Source organism: Paenibacillus sp. FSL F4-0236 (assembly GCF_038000135.1).
Classification (GTDB): Bacteria; Bacillota; Bacilli; order Paenibacillales; family Paenibacillaceae; genus Paenibacillus_AQ.
Genome location: NZ_JBBOBK010000001.1, coordinates 3,863,062 through 3,886,765 on the forward strand (window position 1 = coordinate 3,863,062; position 23,704 = coordinate 3,886,765).

General features: G+C 41.2%; 18 protein-coding genes. 5 read left to right on the plus strand and 13 right to left on the minus strand.

What is annotated here, in order from left to right; translation table 11 throughout:
* Nucleotides 1-30: 30 nt before the first annotated feature.
* Complete coding sequence (locus tag NSQ29_RS17565; RefSeq protein WP_341053532.1) at nt 31-552, minus strand: serine O-acetyltransferase; 522 nt, start codon at nt 550-552, stop codon at nt 31-33.
* Nucleotides 553-911: 359 nt separating this feature from the next.
* Nucleotides 912-4,670: an alpha-L-arabinofuranosidase C-terminal domain-containing protein gene (locus NSQ29_RS17570; RefSeq protein ID WP_341125713.1), complete on the minus strand. Its 3,759-nt coding sequence runs from the start codon at nt 4,668-4,670 to the stop codon at nt 912-914.
* 257 nt (nt 4,671-4,927) lie between these two features.
* Between NSQ29_RS17570 and NSQ29_RS17575 the strand changes: the two genes are divergently transcribed.
* Nucleotides 4,928-5,512: a GNAT family N-acetyltransferase gene (locus NSQ29_RS17575; protein WP_341125714.1), complete on the plus strand. Its 585-nt coding sequence runs from the start codon at nt 4,928-4,930 to the stop codon at nt 5,510-5,512.
* Nucleotides 5,513-5,634: 122 nt separating this feature from the next.
* On the opposite strand, the gene NSQ29_RS17580 is transcribed toward NSQ29_RS17575, so the two are convergent.
* Together NSQ29_RS17580 and NSQ29_RS17585 are read right to left on the minus strand one after the other, a co-directional pair.
* Nucleotides 5,635-6,072 carry a MarR family winged helix-turn-helix transcriptional regulator gene (locus NSQ29_RS17580; RefSeq protein ID WP_081383065.1) on the minus strand — a complete coding sequence of 146 codons (438 nt, stop codon included), beginning with the start codon at nt 6,070-6,072 and terminating at the stop codon, nt 5,635-5,637.
* 164 nt (nt 6,073-6,236) lie between these two features.
* Nucleotides 6,237-7,274, minus strand: a complete 1,038-nt coding sequence (locus NSQ29_RS17585; protein ID WP_339802183.1) for an NADH:flavin oxidoreductase/NADH oxidase — start codon at nt 7,272-7,274, stop codon at nt 6,237-6,239.
* Nucleotides 7,275-7,495: 221 nt separating this feature from the next.
* Here NSQ29_RS17585 and NSQ29_RS17590 point away from each other — a divergent pair, with 221 nt between their 5' ends.
* Nucleotides 7,496-7,876, plus strand: a complete 381-nt coding sequence (locus NSQ29_RS17590; protein WP_341125715.1) for a VOC family protein — start codon at nt 7,496-7,498, stop codon at nt 7,874-7,876.
* 93 nt (nt 7,877-7,969) lie between these two features.
* Here NSQ29_RS17590 and NSQ29_RS17595 read toward each other — a convergent pair whose 3' ends face one another.
* Nucleotides 7,970-9,049 carry an alpha/beta hydrolase family protein gene (locus NSQ29_RS17595; RefSeq protein WP_341125716.1) on the minus strand — a complete coding sequence of 360 codons (1,080 nt, stop codon included), beginning with the start codon at nt 9,047-9,049 and terminating at the stop codon, nt 7,970-7,972.
* A gap of 179 nt (nt 9,050-9,228) precedes the next feature.
* Between NSQ29_RS17595 and coaA the strand changes: the two genes are divergently transcribed.
* On the plus strand, nt 9,229-10,164 hold the full coding sequence (gene coaA / locus NSQ29_RS17600; RefSeq protein ID WP_339270052.1) for a type I pantothenate kinase: 936 nt from the start codon (nt 9,229-9,231) through the stop codon (nt 10,162-10,164).
* 162 nt (nt 10,165-10,326) lie between these two features.
* Nucleotides 10,327-11,352 carry a glycosyltransferase family 8 protein gene (locus NSQ29_RS17605; RefSeq protein ID WP_339246655.1) on the plus strand — a complete coding sequence of 342 codons (1,026 nt, stop codon included), beginning with the start codon at nt 10,327-10,329 and terminating at the stop codon, nt 11,350-11,352.
* A 112-nt stretch (nt 11,353-11,464) separates the two neighbouring features.
* Here the strand turns inward: NSQ29_RS17605 and NSQ29_RS17610 are convergent, their stop codons facing one another.
* The 7 genes from NSQ29_RS17610 to NSQ29_RS17640 form a co-directional block, all read right to left on the minus strand.
* Entirely contained in the window at nt 11,465-12,706 is a 1,242-nt protein-coding gene (locus NSQ29_RS17610) for an RICIN domain-containing protein (RefSeq protein ID WP_427468942.1), read from the minus strand.
* Between the two features lie 261 nt (nt 12,707-12,967).
* Nucleotides 12,968-13,777 carry an acyltransferase domain-containing protein gene (locus tag NSQ29_RS17615; RefSeq protein ID WP_339246654.1) on the minus strand — a complete coding sequence of 270 codons (810 nt, stop codon included), beginning with the start codon at nt 13,775-13,777 and terminating at the stop codon, nt 12,968-12,970.
* Between the two features lie 395 nt (nt 13,778-14,172).
* Nucleotides 14,173-14,820: a hypothetical protein gene (locus NSQ29_RS17620; protein ID WP_042186601.1), complete on the minus strand. Its 648-nt coding sequence runs from the start codon at nt 14,818-14,820 to the stop codon at nt 14,173-14,175.
* A 134-nt stretch (nt 14,821-14,954) separates the two neighbouring features.
* Nucleotides 14,955-15,476, minus strand: coding sequence for a flavodoxin family protein (locus NSQ29_RS17625; RefSeq protein WP_341125717.1), 522 nt, complete (start codon nt 15,474-15,476; stop codon nt 14,955-14,957).
* 20 nt (nt 15,477-15,496) lie between these two features.
* Nucleotides 15,497-15,919, minus strand: coding sequence for an FMN-binding protein (locus tag NSQ29_RS17630; protein ID WP_341125718.1), 423 nt, complete (start codon nt 15,917-15,919; stop codon nt 15,497-15,499).
* A gap of 118 nt (nt 15,920-16,037) precedes the next feature.
* Nucleotides 16,038-16,619, minus strand: coding sequence for a TetR/AcrR family transcriptional regulator (locus NSQ29_RS17635; protein ID WP_076283286.1), 582 nt, complete (start codon nt 16,617-16,619; stop codon nt 16,038-16,040).
* Nucleotides 16,620-16,800: 181 nt separating this feature from the next.
* Nucleotides 16,801-18,891 carry an alpha/beta hydrolase fold domain-containing protein gene (locus tag NSQ29_RS17640; protein WP_341125719.1) on the minus strand — a complete coding sequence of 697 codons (2,091 nt, stop codon included), beginning with the start codon at nt 18,889-18,891 and terminating at the stop codon, nt 16,801-16,803.
* A gap of 204 nt (nt 18,892-19,095) precedes the next feature.
* On the opposite strand from NSQ29_RS17640, the gene NSQ29_RS17645 reads away from it, so the two are divergent.
* Nucleotides 19,096-19,461, plus strand: a complete 366-nt coding sequence (locus NSQ29_RS17645) for a VOC family protein (protein ID WP_341125720.1) — start codon at nt 19,096-19,098, stop codon at nt 19,459-19,461.
* A gap of 116 nt (nt 19,462-19,577) precedes the next feature.
* On the opposite strand, the gene NSQ29_RS17650 is transcribed toward NSQ29_RS17645, so the two are convergent.
* The gene (locus NSQ29_RS17650) at nt 19,578-23,699 is read right to left on the minus strand and encodes a beta-N-acetylglucosaminidase domain-containing protein (RefSeq protein ID WP_341125721.1); all 4,122 of its coding nucleotides are present in this window, start codon (nt 23,697-23,699) and stop codon (nt 19,578-19,580) included.
* Nucleotides 23,700-23,704: the final 5 nt, after the last annotated feature.

Sequence of the window (23,704 nt, forward strand, 5' to 3'; positions counted from 1 at the left end):
CGATACCCTATGTAATAGAACATCCCGCCGTTATCTTGTATTCTCAGGTTTGGGTTCATCTCGCAAAATATTTCTGGCAGGAATCCCTACTGCTGAAGCATTATCCGGCACATCCTTAACCACAACAGACATAGCTCCGATATTAACATCGTTCCCCAGCGTAACCGGGCCTAGTATCTTAGAACCTACTCCGATAAATGCTCTATCACCAATCACGGGTTCCCCTAAGTTATTTCTCCCCCCAATGGTCACTTGGTGAAAAATAGTAGCGTTGTTGCCAATCACCGCTTTAGGACTAATGATAATGCCATTTAACCCATGCGGTAAATGAAGTGCATCACCAATTTGAGCCTCTGCATGAAGCTCTCCACTGGCAACAATTCGAACAAAAAGCACATCCATTATTCGATATAGGAGCCACAAAGGTTTGCGGATCAGGCCACTTTTCACCCGATAATACACCCAATTTCCAAAACGATAAGTAAACAAAGCCATAATCGTTTGTGGATTTTTTAGATTCGCCTTCCAGTCCGTTTTGAATGATTTCATCATTGTATCATCCTCCTATAGGGGCAAGATATGAACTATATTCTCGTGAAATGAAAGCATTAGTGTGGCAAGCATAAACGCCTTCGGCGTCCTTACAAGGACGGTAAGCGTTTAAGCGAGAAATAGAAGGATGATGTATAGCGTGAAACTTATACTTTCTTATATTTTGAAAAAATATTCTGGGAGGATCGCAGGATGGAGAGTCATTCGGGTGATTGTGCTTTCACCAGTGTATGTTAGATTCAGAGATTCATCAAGAAGTGGACAGTTCTCCCTATATAAACATCAACCGATTACAAGCCTTCCTAAACAACAACACGCGCCGAAGTATTATCGGCGCGCGCTGAATGCTATCTTTTCTATTAAATAAGATCCAGAACAATCACGTTCACAGAATGGGCAGCTAGATTTACAATTGCAGTGTCTTTATCAAACCTGATTTCCGTTTCAACTGGAGTAACCTTCTCATCATTTTTTCTGTTCACATTAGGTGTGTGAACTAGCGAAGCATCGCCCGTTAAAGTAATCCATTTACCGGTAGGAGCTACGTTTAAGCCTTTTAGATCAAGCTTCGTTGCTTTCTCTACACGATCCGCATTCACAAGCTTTACATAGAGATACTTATCATCTTTAGTAACGGAATTGTATACTTCTCTGTTATACGCTTCGAGCTTATAATCAAGCACTTTGCTTGTTGTCTTGCCATCTGTGTAAGAGCAAATCAAATGCTTGCCATCTGCTCCACCATAATTAACAGTGATGGTATATTCCGTATGATCCGCTAGCTCTTCATAGCAACTAGCTCTAAGGTTACCCGCTGCTGTACTAGAGGAATAATCGCCGAGTGTATAAGCCTCAATCCCTTGCTTGTACACCTTGACTCCTGTGGCATCGCCATTATAGCCAATCGCATATTCGATAACATCTTTATTTTCCGGTGAAATGTCTGTCAGACCTGCACCTACATAGAAGCCATCTTCGCCGGAAGCTTTTTCAAGAACGACCTCTACTTTATAATTAGTCCACGCGTCATTGAGAATATACAATCCATTCAGTCCGCTGTTCTGTGCCTTCAAGACTAGACCTTTGGAAGGATCAATCGTATATCCGGCAGAACCAGGAATGACTTTCCAAGCTTCATGCAGCGGCTGTGTAAAATCTTGCTCTAACATAACGCTGTCATCCGTATTCGAAGTAACCTTCACCCGCTTCACAACTACAGATGATTTTCCGGCAGCCACTTCAATTCCTCCGTGAGGAATGAGGTCTACCTTTTCCCCATTGCGATATGTCGAGAACGATGTGCCAACCACTTTGGTGCCGAGATATTTAGCGTACAGCTGTTGAACATAGTAGTTCGGCGTGTACCATACAGTTTCATCATCAAACCAAATGCAATCTGGTGTCCATCTGTAGGTGCCATCTGTTAATACCTTATTGAACAAAGGTGCCGTTGCAGCTAGTCTAATCACATCAGAGTTATTCTCGAAGCTGGACATAATCGCCGCTTCAGCAATCGCTCCTGCCAATGTATTTTTATCTGTCGAAGCATATTCACCCACAAAAACCTTCGAAGTTTCAGCCTCGTCCAAGCTGCCGTCTTCTTTATAAGCTCTGTAATAGTAATTGTAGCGATCCGCATTCTCTAACAAATACTCGTTGGAACGGTAGTAATGCTCGTCCGCAATCGTATCCATGTAGTTTTTTTGTTTCTCATACCAGATAACCGTCTCTTCAATACTCGATGTTCCATCCGTGAAGCTGATCTGTTCCGAGCCCTGTAGATTTCCGCTTAGGAATTTCCAGCCTTGCTGATAAGCATCGTCATCTGCTTGTGCGCCAACCGTAGAAAGAATGGTCAGTTCATGATCAGGGTAGTTTTTCACCATATATTCGTCAATCGTTGTTTTAAAATACTCGAAGTTGGCAAAAAACTCTGTTCCCCAGTTTTCATTCCCCACGCCCAAGTAACGCAGGTCAAACGCTGCTTCATGGCCCATCTTTTTACGCAAAGCGGCCCACTCGTTATTGTCAAAATCCATGCTAATCGCGAAATCAATCAGATCCGTAAAGTTCTTCACATAATAATCTCTTAACGCACCGCCAGCTGGATTCGCATAATCCGAACGAGCTTGACACAGTACGCCGCAGGCCATAACCGGAAGTGGTGTTGCATTCAAATCTTCGGCTAATTGAAAATACTCCATATATCCAAGACCCATGGTCATCATATAGCCCCATACATTATAGTTCTCTTTGCGAAGCTCAATATCGTTGACAGACTCTTTCCAATCGTACACATTCTCCCAAATGTGAGAGCCTTCAGAAATACAGCCCCCCGGGAAACGTAAGAATGTAGGATGAAGATCAACAAGTGCATTCACTAAGTCTTTTCGCAATCTATAGTTGGAATTCCCTTTATAGTTAGCATGAGCTGTTGCAGAGCGTTCTTCTTCCCCAGCGCCCCAAACATCTTCCGGCATTAAGGAAACCATATCAATGGAAATCTCACCGTTAAAGGTTAAAGCAAGCTGACCAAGTACAGTTTCAGATCCTGTTAATACAAGCTTAGACTCTACACCATACTTCTTCCAGTTACCGTCACCGTTCACCTCAACTACCGTTGCATCACTAATGGCTTTACCATCTTTGTCGAGCAATTGCAGGGTGATTGTTCCCGCTGCCTCAGCCTTCGCCCAAATCGTGAAGTTATACTTAGCATCCTTCTTAATAAACATTGAGCAGTGCTGATTGGAATCCGCAAAGCCTCTGTTATTGATCGTCGCGCCATCTGCCACTGTCACATAATGCGCATTCATATCTTTATCTTCGATTCCAAAGAAATCGTTCAAGCCGCCTGTATGATGAACCGTCATTTTGTCCGTGTCACCGGACCATGCATGAAGAGGTGTATAATTTCTTCCTGTTGAAGTCCCGTGCACACCACATACATGCGAATAGCTGTCAAAAGCAAACGACTCAAAGGAACGATTCTGCACTAGCTCTGCATAAATTCCACCATCTGCCGCATTATTAATATCCTCATAGAAAAGGCCATATAAAACTTCGCTAACATCCAAAATCTCATGGTTTCCATCGATCGTTAAGGTGTAGGGTGGCAAACCTTCTGGGAGCACAGATACGGTGAAGCTCTTCTCTACTGTACTGTCACCTTTTTTCAAAACTGCTGTAAGCGTTACACCTTTAGCAGAATGGACGGTTTTATTTACAACTCCCGCATTAGAAATAATTGCTGAGTCACTGGATACCCAGGACACGTCAACTTTTCCACCCATGAGCGAAGCTGGTAATTCGATATCTTTGGTGATGATTGAACTAGTGAAGGTTAAATATTTATCTTTTGCGAGCTTAACGATCTCTTCATCTGTCAAAGACTCGCACATAATCGCAATCACTTCGTCCTGCGTTAATCCCGCTTTATATATACGGAAGTCCGAAAGAGAGCCGCCAAAATCTACATCTGCAGCGTACTGGGACTTGCCGATCGTATTGTTACTATAATTCACTTGATCCTCAAATGTAGCAAACCACGTGCGTAGCTTAGCATATGTACCGCTAGAAGTCTGACTTATCATTCCATCTGCAACGATCTCACCATTGATATACATCACAGGTCCTGCACTGCTTAGTGTTCCACCTTTTGTTCCTGTGACCGCAAAGGCAACGTGCACCCATTCACCAGCAGCAAAGGATTTACCAGGATCTGCGACTAAATCTTCCCCCGCAAAACAAGTCCCCCGGAAATTACGCGTTAAAAAAATATAGGGTCCTGTCTCGCCTTTGCCGAAATCGAACAGTCTTTCCCATAAGCTCCCGCCAGCACTTACATGCATCCATGTCGAGACAGTAAGGCCAGTTTGGTCGCTGACCTCTTTAAGAAGATCATCTGGCAAAGAAATATAGGATGTGCCATGTTCTCCACCCGCTAGTGAAACAGCACTTCTACCCGCTACAGTCTGTATGGATGGCAGCTTAGTCCCTGAAGCGGTTCCATCGTTCCCATTCCCCGAGTAATCTTGACCCACATGATCGGGGTTATCAAACTTATAATGCGCTATCAAATTACCATTAATAGATTTATTACTGTTGTCATTGTTCATAGAAGATCACCTGTCATCTTTTGTATTAGAAATCATAAAAGCCTAACCAATCTACTGATTACTACGACAAAACCGCCCCATCCGTGAATCATTTAACCTTTATACGAAACATAATAACACACTTTATAATCAATTAATATATTAACTAATTAATATTTGTGTGAAATAAAAGAAAACTTTTTAATAATTAAAAATTACCAAATAGACCCTTTTATTCATGATAAAATGAATTTGAATGTATGAAGGAGAGATGAAATATGAATAACCATGTAGGTTATGAAACAACAAAACGCGATTTATTTACAATTGAATGTAAAGATATCCTGTTACGAGAGTTTAGAGTGGAGGATTTAGACGAGTTTCACGCACTTACCACGCAGCCTGAAATCATAGAATTTCTGCCCGACTGGAATGTCCCTAAAGAACAACGGCTAGATTGGTTAATAAACTATGAAATAAAAGAAAACCAACAGTTTCTACAAGCGGTCTCAGCGGATGGAAATATCGGGGAGCTTCGTCTTCGTTTAGGCATTATTTTAAAAGAGACGAATGAGTTTATAGGTTGGTGCTGTACAGGAATGAAGGATGAATTACCCGCTCCGAACAGAGAAATCATGTATGCCATATCCAAGGATCATCGCGGCAAAGGGTATACCACACAAGCTGCCAAGTGGTTAATTAAGTATTTGTTTGAGCACACTTCTACCGATGTATTAAACGCTATTGCTCTGGTACACAATACACCCTCAAATAAAGTTATACAGAAATGTGACTTCGAGTTAATTAATGAAATTACGATTGAAAATGAAAGTTATAATTATTACCAGCTTTCTAAGCGGTAATGGTAATAGAAGGCTTAATGAATGCTGGCACACTTTTGATAGATTACAGCACAAGCAAAAACCTCTGCATGGGAAATGGAGATACGATCCATTTACCTAAACAGAGGTTTTTTTGAGCTGATTCATGATTGCTGCTTCATACGAAGCATTTGCGCTAGAAGCTGTTCCACATCTTTTTCCGGGAATGCCGTCATTAGCGTGTCTTTAAAGGTTTCTTGAGCACGGATGAGCTTGGCCTCACCAATGGAGGTTAGGGAGGTATAAATACTTCTGCGATCACTGTCGCATGCTTTTCTCTCTAAAGCTCCGCAGCCCTTGGCTTCAAACCGGCTAACTAGACGTGAAACGGCACTTTGGCTTAAACCAACCATGGATTCAAGTTTCTGCAATTTTAGTTTTTTCTCTGGGGCTTCCGACAAGAATAATAACAAGTAGAACTCTTTTAAAGATAAACCATGATTCGCTTGCAAATTAACTTCTAATTCATTCGTCACATTCATTTGTATATGCGTTAACGTCAACCAATTCGCGATAAGGTCATTGTTAAGAATTTTGTCCATCTATCTCTTCATCTCCTGAGCGTATGACTATTCATGAATTTTTTCTTCTATATAATAGTACTACACTCCACATCTATTGTGCCAAGCTTAATCCAAAAAAGAGAAAAGACCGTTTCTCCAAGAAGCCGGTCTTTCCAACTGATTCCATTTAATTTCGTTAGTCCTTAGCCTTTAATTCTAGGAAATCCAAAGGCATACTGCCGAGGAATACTAGGGTCTTGCTGAAGCTCAACTCCAGCCTCCAGCGTCCAATATGGATTTCTCAGCATCCCCCGACCAACTGCAACAAGATCTGCTTCCTCATTCCCAATGACTGCATTAGCAAGAGCAGGTTCATCCAATCTACCTACAGCAATCACCGGTACATTCAAACCATTTTTTATCTCTCTTGCCAAAGGAACTTGATACGCCGCATGTGTTCCTGGCTTGCCAGCAGCCGCGATAGGACCTTCACCACCTGCACTAATATGGAAAATATCTGCGCCAGCTTCTTTATAAGCTTTACTAAATGCCAAGCTTTCTTTAATGCCGTATCCGCCCTCTACATATTCTTGAGCTGAGATACGCATGATCAATGGCATTCCTTCAGGCATTTCACTTTTCGCTGCACGAATGATTTCAGTACCAAACAAGGTCAAATCTTGGCCATATTCATCTGTTCTTTGATTCGTTAATGGTGAATGGAACTGATGAATAAGGTAACCGTGCGCACCATGAAGCTCGATAACATCAAACCCCGCTTGAATCGCACGCTTCACGCCTAACCGGAATTTTTCAACCATACCCTTCACTTCTTCAGTCGTTAGGGCACGTGGTGTTTTGGAGTCAGCATCAAATGGAACGGCAGAAGAGGATACAGGAACTGCTGCATCTTCAGCCTTACGCCCAGCATGAGCAATTTGAATACCTACTTTTGCCCCATAAGCATGACAAGCATCAACAATTCTAGCCAATGCAGGTATTTGCTCATCGGACCAAATGCCAAGGTCAAAATCAGTAATTCGGCCATCAGGCTCTACATCGGTCATTTCAATAATAATTAATCCTGTTCCTCCAATGGCGCGGCTTACGTAATGATTATAATGCCAATCGGTAGCAATTCCGTCCTTGTTAGTCACTGAATACTGACACATTGGAGGCATAACCACGCGGTTCTTCAATTTCAAATCCTTCATTTCATAAGGGGTAAACAAGTTCTTCATGATATCTCTCCTCTTTATAAAAAACTAAATTTATTATGAACATTAAAAACATGTTTTAGCAGAATTTAATTAATGTATGCTCATGCATGTATATTATTATAGAATATCTATGATGTCAACCATGAATGTCTCCTGCGGTTTAATAACTCCACGTATTGTTGAAATCTTTGTCGCAAGGTAATATATGGGTATCTATTTTCTTAGAAAGGATGATCACACAAGTGGACAAAAAGCTTTTACAATCACATAGTATCTTTCCTACCCTGAATATTGAGCGCACCGCTGCTTATTACAATCAGTACTTAGGCTTTCAAGTTGTGCCCTATTTAGATACGGAAGAACCGCATGTTTGCCTCTATCGTGATGATACAGAAATTATCCTTACTCAATCCCAAGGACAAAGGGTTATTCCTAATCGAGAATTGTATGGCTATGGTTACGATGCCTATTTTATTACGAAACAGCAAAAGCAGTTGGAGAAAGAATTTGAAGCGGCTGGTGTTAACATTGTCCGAGCATTAGCAAACACCGACTATAATAACAAGGAATTTGTTATTGAAGATGTTGATGGGCGCTGGATTGCTTTTGGGATTAAAGGATAAGAAAAACGGCCCTCGGCCATTTTTCTTATTTTTCAAAAGAGACCTCATAGCTTCTTACCCACACGAACATCCCTTGAAATCCTGTATGCTAGTTTACAGAATTTCATCTCCACTGCCATTGATCACACAGAAATCACTATGATTATAACTAACGAATGTAGAATAAGCATTACCCTGATTCAATAGATGCTCCTGAAAAAAATTAGCGACAAGCTCATTTATCTGATTATGAATCCCACAAGTTCTATGATATAAAGCTTCGTCCTCCTCAAAAAGAGGCATATCACTAAAAGACATATGCGTAGCACCTCGTATTTTCAATAAAGATTTATATCCTTTCCAATTCCGAAAAAGCTTCTCTTGTCCTTTGATGAAATCATTTGCTATTTTCTCCTGTAAAATAATGCTTAAGGATTCTAAAGCAGAAGCATTTTGCCTTAATACAAGTAGGGGTACCGAGTTGTTGTTCACTTCATTCTCAATATATAAATGCATACTTGCATCTAATAAAACTGCGGCTTTAATTCTATCATCTTCCATAGTTAAATCTAATGCAGTAGCACCACCGATTGAATGTCCAACAATGCCAACCTTGTCCATATCAAAACTTTCCATTCTTGAATTCAGATTGGATAGGTGATCTAATACATACTTTATATCCTTTTTTCGAATAGAAATTAAGTGATGTAATTCGCTATAATCTGTAGCCTGTATTGTCCTCATGACCTCTGATTGATTCATAAATTCTCCACTTGGACTAACTGTAAACATGGCTTCATAAGCAGCACTGACGGTTACCACTATAAATTCTTGCTTTACCAGCGCTTGTATATTGTAAATATACATATCTCTATCTAAGCCTAGTGCAGGAGAGTAGATAATGACAGGATAGGATCGTTTAGATTTTTGTTGCAATGCTCCCTCGCTGATTGAGGTAGATAATCCATCTATGATATCCATATTCATTCCAATATCTTCTAGAATTTCTCTTGCATGTTGTTCACAGGGCCGGAAAAGATCCATATATTTCATTTCAGATTCGTTGTTATCGAGCAAACCATCCTTATCCGGATAATAAATACTTATCACGATTTTTCTGGGCTCTGACTCTTCTTGGAACGTACCCTTGCGCGTGTAATCCGTTAATACTTCAACTTTTCGAAAAACTCCCATGGTTCCACTCCATTCTTCCTCGTTCACTATATTTTAATTTATTTTCCTATTTATTGAAATGAATTCTCCATAATGTCCATACTAATGTCGATTGCTATGAATGGAATCAAGTTGAATGAACGGTTATAATACCTAAGTGCAGGTGAATCTTTAAAAAACTCAGGGATGTGGAAACTTTAATGGTGAATAATTCAGCATATACACTTTATTTACGTGAGGATTGGAAGAAGCTAAGCGATTTCACCGCTATCCAATTATCAGAAGAAGAGCTTAGTGATATCCAAAGTATTAACGATAAAATTTCGATTGAGGATGTAAATGAGGTCTATCTTCCTCTATCCCAATTGATACATTTGCAGCTTCAAGCCTCTCATACATTTAAAGATTCTATAAATCACTTTCTTAATAACGATCTTAAAAAAGGTCCATTTATCATAGGCATCGCCGGAAGTGTCGCTGTTGGCAAGAGTACAACCGCTAGACTTCTTCAGAAGCTCCTCTCTCAATTACCTTCTCATCCAAAAGTAGATTTAGTTACAACTGACGGGTTTCTACTTCCCAATGCTGAGCTGGAAAAGCGTGGAATCATGAAGAAAAAGGGATTTCCTGAAAGCTACGACACACGTAGTTTAATTTCATTTTTAACTAAAGTGAAGTCTGGTGTTTCGGGTGTTCAAAGTCCTGTATACTCGCATCTAACTTATGATATCGTGCCAAATGAATGTATTACGATCGAGAACCCGGACATCCTAATTGTTGAAGGATTAAATGTTCTTCAGACTAGTTTGACAATTAATCAAAGTATGCCAAACTATTTTGTATCTGATTTCTTTGATTTTTCAATTTATGTGGATGCTGATGTGAATAATATTGAGAAATGGTATATTGACCGGTTTATTAAGCTTAGAGATACCGCCTTCCAAGATGAGCAATCTTATTTTAAAAAATATGCACAGTTATCACTAGAAGAATCTATCGAGATCTCGAAAAGAATATGGAAAGAAATCAATTTTGAAAATTTGATACACAATATTTTACCTACCAGAAATCGTGCAGATCTTATACTATTTAAAAATAACAATCATCACATAGACTGTATTAAGCTGCGAAAATAAGAAATCGTTCTAACAAACCAAGTCTCTGATTTGCAGAGCTTGGTTTTTTTATGTGCAAAAAAAATTGGGTGAATATCGTAGGTGTAATGCCTTTATCCTCTTGCCAGGGCAAACGTATACTGTGGTACATTCGTACACTAATGTAGAGAGAGGATAAATCAAATGATCGAAATTGCCTTGGCCTTTCAAGATAAGGATGGAAAGTATGTAGAGCATGCCGGTGTCGTTTTAGCGTCAGTTTTTCATCATACAAGTTCCCCAATCCATGTTCATATTTTACATGATGCCTCTTTAACCGAAGTTAACAAGCGAAAGCTCACCAGATTAACCACTAAACATCAGCATACGATTAGCTTTTATTCGATTACTTTACCCGAAGATATGCTCCAGGTTCTTGCCAATATTAATTCTATCGATATGTGGACACATGCAAGTATGTACCGATTGCTGCTTCCCGCGTTAATTCCTTCTGACAAAATTATTTATCTGGATTGTGATGTATTGGTAAACATAGACATCGCGGAGCTGTGGCAAGTCGAGCTGAATGAAAAATATTTAGGGGCGATTTGGGATCAGGGCATTATGGATGTTGCATCTATTGTGAGCGCCAAAGGGCTGAATCCCGAGATTTATTTTAATTCTGGAGTGATCGTATTTGCTTTGAATAATATCCGCCAGAATACGAACTGGTACCAAGAGATGCTGAACTTCTTGCGCACTTTCCCTGATGTCACCATGCCTGACCAGGATGTTCTAAATGCAGTTTTTGGAGCGAATTACCTCCCTCTCGATATCCGTTTTAATTCATTTAACATGGCCATCCCAGATCATGACTACAATAATAAAATTGTCCATTTTGCCGGGGATGAGAAATGCTGGAATAAAGATTCCTCAGGATTTGCGCTATATCGTAAGTTCCTAAATCTAACCCCTTGGAGAGCTTTTAAAGCCAAATTAAAACGAAGAAGACGGAAGGTCAGCTATGTAAAGCGGCGGTTCATACGAAAAAGTAATAGACGAATCATTTATAAACGTAGAATTAAAATTATTCGCACAAGAATCTCGCCCCTTTCGCTGTTTCAATTGAAATTAATTAGAACGATTAGGAGAAGAAAAGGGACAGTAATCAATACAAGAATTCAATATCAACGACGTATTAAACGTAAAAAAACAGCCCCTATTAGATAGAGGCTGCAGGATCTCGAGAAACCCAAGGCCATCCAGTGAATTGGGTTTCTCGTCATTCTGAAAAACGGTATCTCTGCCGTTTTTCTTAAACATGATCGTATAATAGATCCTTTTAGTTCACTTTAGTAAAAAACCATTTCTGAGCATCGCTTCCGTTATCCGTCCACTGCTGAACCGCTGCGCCATCTGCGGTTGAGGCTCCGTTTACATCCATAGCTAATCCACTCACTTTAGAAATTAGTTTGTAGTAGCCACCCCCTACATCTACAATGCTCCACCGCTGAGCGTTGGTACCATTGTCATCCCATTGCTGCAACTGTACGCCGCTGACGGTTGATGAGTTCGGCACATCCAACACTTTTCCACTATGCACTGCTGTCAGCTTATAGTAGCCGTCTCCTGTACTTTCCACCTTAAATTTCTGATTATTGGCTGTGTAATTGGTCCATTGCTGCATCTTTGCCCCACTTGCTGTGGATACATCCACTACGTCCAGAACCTTGCCACTAGCCTTGTCGGCTAAAGTATAAATCCCACCACTAACGATGTTTGAGGTAGGCGCGGATTGATACACACGTACATAATCAACCAGCATTTGCGCCGGGAAAGCAGTTGAAGCGTTTGGACTTCCAGGCCAATTCCCACCAACAGCAAGGTTTAGCAGGATAAAGAAGGGTTTTTGGAACTCCTCCGTATTTCCCGTTCCATTCTCGATATAAAAAGCATTAAATTGGTTGCCATCTACAAACCACTTGATATAATTCGCATCCCATTCAACGCTGTACACATGGTATTGAGAGAAATCCAGATTTCCGGATACCTGCCCATACTCGGCATGCCCATTGGCATCCCAGTGTACCGTCCCATTAACAAAAGCATTATTGTTCACACGTTCCATAATGTCTGTTTCACCGGATTTAGGCCAACCTACTGTATCAATATTTGATCCAAGCATCCAAAATGCCGGCCAGAGTCCTTGACCTGAAGGCACCTTGATTCTAGCTTCAATTTTCCCATAGGTAAAACTTTTGAGTCCTTGTGTTTTGATCCGTGCAGAGGTGTAATTCATTCCACCGTAGGATTCTTTTTGCGCTGTAATAACCAGATTTCCACCCGTAACTTGCAGGTTCTGCGGACGACTAGTATAGTACTGAAGTTCATTGTTACCCCAGCCACCGCTCCCTGTGCCGATTTCGGCGGACCAATTACCAGTATTCAGAGAATTCCCGTCAAATTCATCACTCCATACCAGATTCCAGTTCGAGGCTGCACTTGAATTACCTGTAGGCACTAGAGCAATCATGAGTGTAAACAGCAGAAATAGACTTAGCATTTTTCCTTTTCTCAACATCATCGTCTCCTCCTAATAAATAAAAAAATTATAGGACATAGGAATGCTTAAGACGATATCTGCCCAGGGTCAGCCCAATGGAATCACCTCTTTGATCTTATTGATTTCATTGCACGGCGCGCTCGTACATTTGAAACCGGTTTCGTTTTTGGATAAAACAAAGCACTATCCCCAAAACCAGCTATTACAGCCAGAGTCAGGTTAACGCATCACTTCATTTGCAGTGTACGTCTTCTCTATCCGTAATATGCCAAGATTTCAACCTTACTTATGTACTTTAATCCCATAGCCACTTCCTAGTTTGCCTCCTGCAATTAAAAAGGCTTTTGCACGCCGTTGCAGTTGGGTGTTCTCTTCGTACGCTTGTGGGGTCATACTTAATTTACTAAATATTCTTTCTTCTGCTTCCTTGGAACTTTTATCCACTTCATAAATGTAGAACCGACTTTGAAACTGAATAATGTTCGATTCTGGGTTCAAAATCTCACTTAATTCCGGATCAAGCAGCCATGAATGACAAATAAACACTGGAGTTATACCTCTGAAAAAAACTCTGGCTAACTGAAAGGACTCCTCGACACTTTGAACGGATAAAGGCTCTCCCGCTGGAATGTGCACATTAAGCACGATTTGATTGGTATAGATTTTACAACCATCAACATCTAAATCGCGGTCCATCGCAAAAGGTTGAAATTGCATTCTTCCCAAACGAAATAAACGAAGCTGAACATGCTCTTGCAGCCAGTTATATTCTTCAATACCATATTCACCGTAATCACGTAGACATTGCATGCACCAGATCTGAATATCTGAGAATGTATCATAATAGATCTCATCCTCAATGTTACGAATACGATACTCTTCATAAGCTTCTACTGCGAATCTCACAAATAAATATAATAGTAGCTTTCGATAGCCCTCCGATGCTTTCACAGATTCAAAAAAAGAAAATCTGTCAAAATAAAAATGTTGTTTATAAACTAGATATTCATCCTCTTTTATCTGAAACTCATAAACCTGCTGTCTAGCCGCTGGATCAAGCTTTATCCCTTCACACAATGCTCTGATATTCACTAGAAAACCTCCTAAAAGACTACGTTAAATCATAGCCTTAAATATACATTCTCACGCGCTGGAATGCTAAATTCATAACTATAGAATCCATATCGTGTTGTGCATAATATAGAATCAAGTGCTTCTGTTGTCAACGGAATCGTTGACCGCACTCCTCATGGCTTTGCAGGAAAGCTCTCCGATGGCGGCTGTGGTACCAAAAGCCCATCGATTTGGAAGATTGCGTTTATTTCAGTAAAGTATTTAAACACATTACAGGCCTAACAACTAGTGAATTCAAAAGCGCTTCTAAAGTGAATTGACTCTACGGATTGTAAGAACTCATAAAATAAAACAAAGAAACGGCATTTCTGCCGTTTCTTTGTTTTATGGATGGCCAGGGCTCGGAGCCTGTTTTACTCCAACCCATGTTCCTTACGGATGTTATACATGCCTTGAACAAGCAGCTCGGAAGGATCCCGATTCAATTGCAAGTGCGTTAACAATAAATGCAGTGGGAACGCACAAACGTTATTCCCATCGCTTATCGCTGGAAATCCAGCCTCGAAAACCGGACCTAGTTTTTCGTTCCAAGCTAGACCAACATGTACATCTTCTGGCGCAAATTCTTCGGTGATTTCTTTTATACATTGCGGAACTAATACATTGTCTATGATCGCTTTAGCTTCTTCTTCACTTGAAGGCGGTTTTGGAAGCGTTTTGCCTCCCTCAATCTTCATCAGATCAACAAAGAATGAAGCCATCCATGCTGCAGGATCCTTACCCGATTGGAATCTTGCAATCAATTCACGCAGAAAAAAGCCACAAGAATAGACATGGTCTAACTCAGACTTTACGTGAAAAACAAAAACCGGGCCGTAGGCCTCCATATTCAACACTTGTCCTTCAACGTCTTGAAAGTGCACTCTCAAAGCTACGAGACCGTTATGGTGAACAGCCATCACTAGCTTATTCATATCCTCCTCAGACATTTCTGGATCATTGGTTATTTCCTCGTTCTCGTTTAATGTTTCTTCGTTCTCATTTGTTATCTCATTGGTCATTTTAAATTCCCTCCCGCTCCTATCATACCATCTAGTGAATTGAACTGACACTTTAATAATAGACAAATTCCTACCAGTTGAGGAGAAAATAAATAAACGGCATCTCTGCCGTTTATTTATGGGTCAACTCTTACTTAAGTCACATCCATTATTTTCTTCACTACTATACTGGTTAATTGTTTGATATCCCCAGGATCTAACTTGTAAGCAGAAGTAGCTTTTCGTGTCGGTTTAGGATTCGTCGATATTAAGTCAGCGATATACAGATCTATAAATACAACGGGATCAGCCCCAGTTCTTTTCCTGAGTTCGACTGGTACCTTCGTGTTGGGTCCGTCCGCTCCGCCACTGATTGAAATAAAACCATACTTGTTCGGGTTTGTTTTCAAATGCTTTAAATAGGGTCGGAGTGGTGTGGCCACTTGCCCCATCCAGATCGGCCCGAAAAAGAGGATCAAATCATACTTCACTAATACATTAGGTGATGGCTGTACCAACGGTATCCTACTGAAAATCATATCCATTGTAATGGAACTCAATGTCCGCTGCTTGGATTCAGAAATCTGAAAATATTCAGACGACAGTTCTTTAGCCACACTGCCAGCTAATGCATCATTGTTGCCTGTGAATGAATACGATATGACTGCAATGTTCATCTTAGCCCTCCTGAAACGAATTATTTCGTCTTTGCTTGCTCCAGTGCATTTTCTAGTGCCTTAAGATGTGCTTTAGAGGTAAGCGTTGCCCCACTAATAACGTCTACCTGAAGGGATTGTGATTCAATCACATGTCTAAACAAATCACCAATGCTTATCCCCCCCTTCATTTTCAGCAGATTTCCATTTTTATCTAAAGCGCCTTTGAGTATTTTAATATCTAAAATTTGACCCTCAGATATTGATGCCTGAACCTTGGTATCTCTGGAATGATCCTTTGTGCCGATATATTCTCCCACATAGGTTCCATCACGCAGCTTTTGAAAATCAATGACGTTGATAGTAAGCTTCTGAACTTCACGCCTCCCTGGAGCGCCTAAGAGAATCCCTCCCCATACGATGACTACAATCACGACGAAGATGATCAATATAACCATCCACATTGAGATCTTCCTTTTACTTCTTACAACAATGTTCATTCGCATGCCCCTCTTCTCAGTTTTTGAATGAATATTATTATATTCATTCATTTTAAGGGATAAAAAAACTGCCTCATTCGTTCTATTTGGGGCAGTCTGTAAGACCCTTCATGATTAGTTCCATCATATGGTCCAGTAGTTGTGGAAAGAACTCCAGTCCTATTTCTTCCTTGTGGGTCTCCACATTGATCATGGCGGCGAAGACCATCATAATCATTTTGCTGTCCATATCGCTTCGCATCTTGCCTTCGGTTTGCCATTGCTGCACAATTTCATGGAAGCTGTCATATAAGAAATCGTTCACCTGAATGCCGGTTTCTTCTCGATAAAGCTGTTCGATTTTCCCAAAAACACTTTTGTTGTACCATTCCTTTAGAATGGGGTTGGATATTATGCCTTCCACATTGAGTGCCATCATCTGCCGAATTACAATCACAGGGCTTTGGGTCATGTCAAGGGATTCCATACAGTTTTTTTTGAGTTTCGCATTTTCTTCAAGAAAGATATCCATAAAAAGCTTTTCCTTAGAAGGATAATAATTGTAAAAGGTTCCTATAGCTATTCCAGCTTTTTTTGTAATGTCCGAGACATTCGTATCCTTAAAACCTTTATTGCTAAATATCTCTTTCCCACAATCATAAATCTTTGTTTTTTTATCTTCCACTTTCCGCATCTCCATGAATGAATAATTATTTTTTCATTCATATCATAATGTCAAAAGTTGGATGTGTCAATGCAAAACTTATTTGTTATCTTTTCGTTCATTGAGCGACAATAAAATAAAAAAACGGCATCTCTGCCGTTTTCCCGATAGTTACAGAAACTTATAGTTTCATGAGATCCTCTTAATCCATCAGGTACAGATCCCCGAAGGCATTAATATCCTTGGAAGAACCTATGCCACTATTGTATTCCAGCCAGCCTCTACGCCCCCCGCCGTCATTATCATTGACCAGCAGCGAAAACTTAAGCTTCATTCCTTGCTTCACCTGCGTAATGTCATGGCTCAGTTCACGCCAGGGTATGGCTAATTCATAGCTGGTTGTTGAATCTGAACGACTCACCGCATACTTTAGCTCTAGGGCATCATTTATATTGAATCCCCTTGGGGTTAGCCAGCGCCACTTGAGTAAATTCCCTGTATTTCCCCGAGCCACACCTAGTTCATGATACTCCGAGGGTACCGTTCCGTCTGAGTTTGCAATACCAATCCCAATCTGAATGCTGTCCCCACTCCAAATAGCATCACCTGATGCCGACTGTTCATGCTTGTCATCTATAACTTCTACCCCTAGATAAAGGTTATCCGCGTCCCAAGCTAAGGAACCGGTCGCACTGATATCCTGCTCACCTCGCCAACCATTGATTTTGATATCCTTCACATCAAAGCGAGCCAGATCACTCCAATCTGTTAGGTTACCATCAATTTCAACGGGCTTACTGAGTTTTGGCAACAAGAGCGCGTTAAAGGAATCTAACGTCGTCTGCAATAGATTACCTATGTCATTATAAGATTTAAGCGTCCGTTGTCCTCTAGCAAGCTCAGGAATCTCTAACCGGACACTCTTTCCTGATTCCAGATTCTCCACAGTGGCGTTGTAGGTCCCCTGAGTAGAACGTCCTGTTTCATAATCGGCTTCCACTGAACCATTGAAATTGTTCTTAGACTGATTAGTAACATCCATATGAGTTTTTAATTCCTTGGCAGCTTCATCATAATATGTCTCATATTTCACCGTCAGCGGGTCGATTACGTTAACATTGACAGCGAAGCTCATTGCCGTTTTAGGATCTTCGCCTCGTGAGACAAACAGTGTATCATTTCCTCGCACCAAGCCTTCCGGAACCTGTATCCGAAGTCTGTCTTCTTCCTCCTCCTGCTCACGAAGTATCCAGCCCTCAGGCAAATCGATGTTCATCGACTCCTTCGCAGGAATGCGATAGGCCTCAGGCAGCTTAATATCAAAGGCGTCGCCGGAAGCAATCGAAATTCCGGAATTCTCTGGCAGCTTTGCAAGATCAGAACTATTCATGACATTCCATAGAAAATGTGTTGTCGTCTCCATAATTTCATCGATGTATTTATCATTCTTGTAGTCATGTCCGACACCTTCCATGGTGAGTAGATTATGATACACCCCCTTCTCTTTCAGCTGTTCGGCCAATTCAACACTTTGCTGGTACGGCACCAGTTTGTCTATCGTTCCATGAATGATGAGAACCGGCGGCAGCTTACTGTCCGCACTTTTCGTCAGATCACCGCCATAAATATCAACAATAGAAAATACAGATTTAATGATGGAAGGATCCTGTGATACATATTGATTGACAAAATTTATGGCTAGATGTCCCCCCGCCGAATCACCACCGATAACAATACGGCTTGCATCCATCCCGTAAATCTCTGCGTTATCGTTGATCCATTTAATCACATCGGTTATATCTTCATAAGCGTCATTAAGTGTGCGGCTGAAATTAGTAAATGGATCTTTTTTCAGCCTATAATCAACGGACAATACAGCATATCCTCGCTTCGCCAATCCCGTAGAAAAATCTGCTGCATCGTTCTTATTCCCTTCTGTATAACCACCACCGTGAATGAAAATAAATACAGGCCTCTTCTCGTTATTATCGCCAGACGGCTCGTACAGATCGAGTTTCAGCGGTTCTACGGCATCTGTCTCATTCTTCTTGCTCGCATACAAAATATCTCCTTTCACAGTAACCTTATAAGCAGGAGTCAAGTACTGAACAGGTATTTGTCCATTATTGACAGTAACTTTAGCCGCTGATGTACTACTGTCAGTAGTAATCACGTTAGTCACTTCTTTTCCTTCCTTTTCTAAAGCGCTCTTATTCTCTTGGTTATGCAGTAACAACCAGGAACCTAGAACGATTACTAGGATCGTAAGAACGTAAATAAGCCTACGCTTCATTATGACAACCTCCCAGAATGATTTTGGATTTGAAAAAGTAATATAATTCCAATATCATCATTCTAGAATTCAAGGCATCGTTTAACAATTATGTATTCCTTCGTGAATTAGGTTTAATATTACGAACTTTTAGTGAACAAGAAAGCGTATAATTAAGTAGAATCGGCTTAGTCATAGAAATAGATAGAGGAGGACATTACAATCATGAAGTTGAGCATGAATTGGGTAACGCTTAGGGTGCGCGATCTGGAGGCTTCCCTTGATTTTTATAACCGGATTCTGGGGCTTCCCATTGACCGCAGATTTGAGAGTAGAGGAAAACAAATTGTTATGTTAGGCACGGTGGATCAGCCCAAAATCGAGCTTATTCAGGGTAGTGATCCGGCACTGAAGCCGGAATGCGGCGTTTCTGTTGGTTTCGAAGTGGAATCGCTCGACGATGCCATGGAGTATTTGACAAGCCAAGGCATCCCCGTCGCACGTGGACCGATCACACCAAATCCCCATCTGCGATTCTTATATATACTGGACCCAGACGGCTTCGAGGTACAGTTAGCGGAGCATAGCTAGGCTAGCACTCTTCAAGCAAAAAAAAGGAAGTGTCCCAAAAGCCATGAAATGGCTGCGGTGACACTTCCTTTCTTTTGATTATATCTGCTAATTTGTTATGGGTTGAAGGCTACTACTCATTCTGTTATCTTACGAGCTACCAGCGCCAAGTCTTTCAAATCAATCACACCATCTTTATTGATATCGGCACGTTTAGCCTCAGCCCAATCCGGACTGCTGGTATCCTTGCCATAATTAGCAGCGACAATCGCTAAGTCACCGATGGACACTTTGCCATCTTTATTGATGTCACCAGTCATACCAGGCTCCGGCTCTTCTGCTGTTATCTTGAGCTTATGGCTCGACGTAACAGTTTCGCTCTCCTTGCCTTCCGCATCTGCTACGATCACTTTTTCAATCTGAATAGTACTCTCTGTAGCTTCCGCTACTGTTTTAGTACCGAAATCCAAGGATAACAGCTGCAGATTGCCAGTCACAGCATTTCCCGCACCTTCACTCACCACCAGGAGTCGTAGTTTTCCAGGTGTGTGATTAGCAGTTTCAAGCACCTGGATTCCACTACGCAAGGAAGTAGCAGCCTTGAATTCCAATAGCTTAGGATCATAGTTCATGGTTATATCCATCGCATATACAGCATCTGTTACACTTTTTACCCCAAACGCCAGTTGAAAGTCATTACCTCCAGCTACAGTGTCTACCCCAGACAGAACAGAAGTCATCTTACCCGATGGATCAACCTCACCATTCCCGTCTTTTTTAACGGTAATGATCTCGTGGATTTTGGGTTTAGTTGAACCCTCCCACTGAATCTTCACTTCAAACACATTACTATACTTGGAGGTATCAAATGTATTATAAGATGAGGACAGGTTACCTACCTTATGCCATCCACTCGCATCTCGCACGGCCACCGCAGCGTTTGAATTATCCGATGGATTTTGCAAAACTATCACTTCTTTTACCTTTGTATCCTTCGACAACTTATAATTTAAGGAACCCGTATTCCCAGTACCCGGCATATAGAAGGTGGATAGCTTTTGATCAACGGACAGAGACGCTTCATTCCCTATAACTCCAGCAGGTTCAGCCTGAATAGCCGGATTGGCAGTTCCCGGTCTTTCAATTCCTTCATTAACCAAAATTTCATTGAGCGCGAGCCATGCATCTTGTGTTTCTGTTGAAATTAATCTTAAATATCGGGCTTGCTTGCCACCGTCAACTTGAACTCGCTTATAACGGTAAGGCACCTCGTGCTCTGGGAAATTCAAACTCCGATCGCTCGGATTAGTAAACGTATGGATCGTATCCCATGTCTCTCCGTCTAGCGACAGCTGTAAATCTCCTTTACGGAAGAAATCTCCTTCACCGTCTCCAATCACGACAGCTACATTCTGGACATTCACCACACCGCCCATGTCGATCTGAATATACTTCCCTTTCGATTGAATCGAACCGAACCAAACCTTGTTCTCTAAAGAAGCATTGTACACGTTGTTGATAGAACCTTCATAAATGCTTCCGTAATTATGAGTAATCATTGGTGGAGAGAATTTGTTCAGCTTGATCATGAGCCTTGTCAAATCTACAGTGATATTCTCAGTTCCCTTGTTTATGATCCGGAAATAGGTAGCACTAGCAAACGCCCCATTCCCCTCATTAATCTGTTCCCATTCCACACCGTTCTTTGAGGATTCTAACCGAACTTCTCCGTTAGAAGTTTCAAGCGCAACTTGCGTGATCTCTTCAATGGATTTCAAATTAATTCCAACATATTGGGATGGCTTTAATGTGATTCCATTCATATTCGATAATTGCACAGAATTATCTGCTACCATAACAGGAGTATCCTTCAACTCTGTCACATCGGTGTAAATGGCTACCTTATCTTTACCTGCATTTACGGAAAACTCGCGAACTGCCGTCCATAAATCAGGCTTACCTCCAGGTATTCCAGCATGCGTCAATCGATATCGAACCATCCTTGCCTCCACATTGAGCCCGGAAGCAGAAATTTTATACCCAGAACGCTCTTCTCCGATTGCAGTCCATTCTTGACCGTTCACGGAATACTCAAGAATCCCCCTTTGGAATATATCGTGATCCGCATCATTTCTACCTTGTGTGATCGCAATTTCTTCCACTTTAATGGTTTTTCCAAAATCAACACCATACCAGTCTCCATTCTGTTGAAGCGTCTGAATATAGACGTTCGTTGCTAAATCTCCGTCTACCATCAGGTTTAATCCTGAAGGAGAACCATAAGAGCTTACAGCTAGAGGTTTAACATATTCCGGGTTCACCAAAGTATAAATCTGAGCATCCAGTTTATTGATAAGCTGCTCAGCAAAAGGAACCAGCCGCTTTGCTCCTGCCTCGACCGTCACATCTGGAGAATTAAGCTTCTCAATTTTGAATGTTTTGGATAAGCTTAATGCGCTTGTGGCCTTAGCCAGTGCTTCCCATGCCTGATCAACATTCTCTTTCTGGATTGCTATCGCAGAGAGAACTGCCGATTTATCGGCAAGAACGACATTTTGCAAGCTATTTAGCCATGGATCAATTTCTTCTTCCATATTTTCATTCGTGTTATTTACTCTAAACGACGCGATGGCATCCAATACTAGATCAAATTCTTGAATCAATGTATTCCCCGTCGTTTCTATCGGCTGACCACTTGAGTATTCACTTAAGAATTGCGCTAGCTCAGCTTTGATATTTTCCGATTCACCTACTACAAGTCCATGACCGCTAGGCGATGGGTCACTCATATGATAGGCGATCGTATTAAGCTCAGAAGCAACTTCAGGAGCAATATGCTTAAATGAATCGAGCCAGCTCTCCTCTTGATCAAAATCATCTACATTCCAAGTGTAATCCGCAACCGCGAATATACCGATCTTAGATAATTCCGCATGCTTCATAGGATTTGACACTACACCTGAAATATTATGTGTACCTGGAATGAGCACTTCTGCTTTACCGAGCAGCAGTCTTGCATCCTTATAGTCATTCACTGGCCAGTTTAACCACATATATGGGTCTCTTCCATGTGCATCTTTGGGCCACTGCATATCTGCTGCATTAACAGAGGCAACAACACCGTTTCCGGTCCACATTATATCTACATTCTCTGGCACATTTCTCAAGGCTTCAAGATAGGGTCTGCCAGTCGTTCCTGTCCAGCTTTTATTATAATATGGAGGACAATAAATTAATGATTTGACGTCTTTCTTGGACGTTACCCAATTCGCAACATCCGTAATAAGCTTAACATGTTTATCCTTATCCACTAACGATTGTGATGTGCTGATATCATCCATAAATAGTCCAAATTGACGTACGCCTACACTATACAATTGTTCAAGCTTTGCAAGTAAGGTTTGGAGTTCTACATCATAATTGTTCCAATTGATCATATTGAACCCTGGATGAATCGCCCATACAAACTGCGTCTTGGATTCATGGCCGACATCCACCAGTTCTTTGATCTTGGCAAGCTCAGCTGCAGGATAAGGTGTTCTCCATTGCGCGTTATGGTACTTGTCATCCTTAGGTGCAAAAATATAAGAGTTCATCTTCAGCTCTCCACCGAAACGCATCAAGCTCATTCGATCTTCATGTGACCAAGGCGTGCCGTAAAAGCCTTCGATAAATCCCCGTGAGCGAGTATCAGAGAAATCTTCGATGGTGAGATTACGAACCTGCAGATCAGGAATTTGATCAAAAATCATCTTCAGCGATGCCAGGCCATAATATGCCGCATCCGTATTTTTACCTAATATCGCAATAACACCTTTATTCTGTTGCTTGGTGCTAACGTTAAGAACATAAGCGTCCAGCTCATTGAAGTGATCCGCCTCATAGGGAATATTCTGAGTGAAGTAGTTGTCTACATAGCCTGATGAATTTCTAGTTCCCAAAAAGATATTTGTTTTCCCTGCTACTACAGCTCCTGACTCAGTGACCTGAAGTGATTTGGAATCCAGTATCCTTTGAAGCAGCTTTCTTGTCGGCTGGTCAATCGAATCTTCAATAACAACGTTTACATTTTGTGTAATGGTTAAGGTTGTCTCTTCTTCGGTTTGTTGCTGCGGTAATGGATAGATTTCATAGGATTCCGTTAATTTTGCATCTTTTTGTGGAAGATCAGAAGCTACATCCGCTGCAGCTGCAAAACTGGAGAACAAGCCGGCCACCATCATAAGTGTAATGAAGATACTGAGAATCTTCTTCGGCATTTCCT

Coding starts and splice junctions, on each gene's coding strand:
- NSQ29_RS17565 (WP_341053532.1), bottom strand. CDS start 552: ATGATGAAATCATTCAAAACGGACTGGAAGGCGAATCTAAAAAATCCA.
- NSQ29_RS17570 (WP_341125713.1), bottom strand. CDS start 4,670: ATGAACAATGACAACAGTAATAAATCTATTAATGGTAATTTGATAGCG.
- NSQ29_RS17575 (WP_341125714.1), top strand. CDS start 4,928: ATGAATAACCATGTAGGTTATGAAACAACAAAACGCGATTTATTTACA.
- NSQ29_RS17580 (WP_081383065.1), bottom strand. CDS start 6,072: ATGGACAAAATTCTTAACAATGACCTTATCGCGAATTGGTTGACGTTA.
- NSQ29_RS17585 (WP_339802183.1), bottom strand. CDS start 7,274: ATGAAGAACTTGTTTACCCCTTATGAAATGAAGGATTTGAAATTGAAG.
- NSQ29_RS17595 (WP_341125716.1), bottom strand. CDS start 9,049: ATGGGAGTTTTTCGAAAAGTTGAAGTATTAACGGATTACACGCGCAAG.
- coaA (WP_339270052.1), top strand. CDS start 9,229: ATGGTGAATAATTCAGCATATACACTTTATTTACGTGAGGATTGGAAG.
- NSQ29_RS17605 (WP_339246655.1), top strand. CDS start 10,327: ATGATCGAAATTGCCTTGGCCTTTCAAGATAAGGATGGAAAGTATGTA.
- NSQ29_RS17610 (WP_427468942.1), bottom strand. CDS start 12,706: ATGATGTTGAGAAAAGGAAAAATGCTAAGTCTATTTCTGCTGTTTACA.
- NSQ29_RS17620 (WP_042186601.1), bottom strand. CDS start 14,820: ATGACCAATGAGATAACAAATGAGAACGAAGAAACATTAAACGAGAAC.
- NSQ29_RS17625 (WP_341125717.1), bottom strand. CDS start 15,476: ATGAACATTGCAGTCATATCGTATTCATTCACAGGCAACAATGATGCA.
- NSQ29_RS17630 (WP_341125718.1), bottom strand. CDS start 15,919: ATGTGGATGGTTATATTGATCATCTTCGTCGTGATTGTAGTCATCGTA.
- NSQ29_RS17640 (WP_341125719.1), bottom strand. CDS start 18,891: ATGAAGCGTAGGCTTATTTACGTTCTTACGATCCTAGTAATCGTTCTA.
- NSQ29_RS17645 (WP_341125720.1), top strand. CDS start 19,096: ATGAAGTTGAGCATGAATTGGGTAACGCTTAGGGTGCGCGATCTGGAG.
- NSQ29_RS17650 (WP_341125721.1), bottom strand. CDS start 23,699: ATGCCGAAGAAGATTCTCAGTATCTTCATTACACTTATGATGGTGGCC.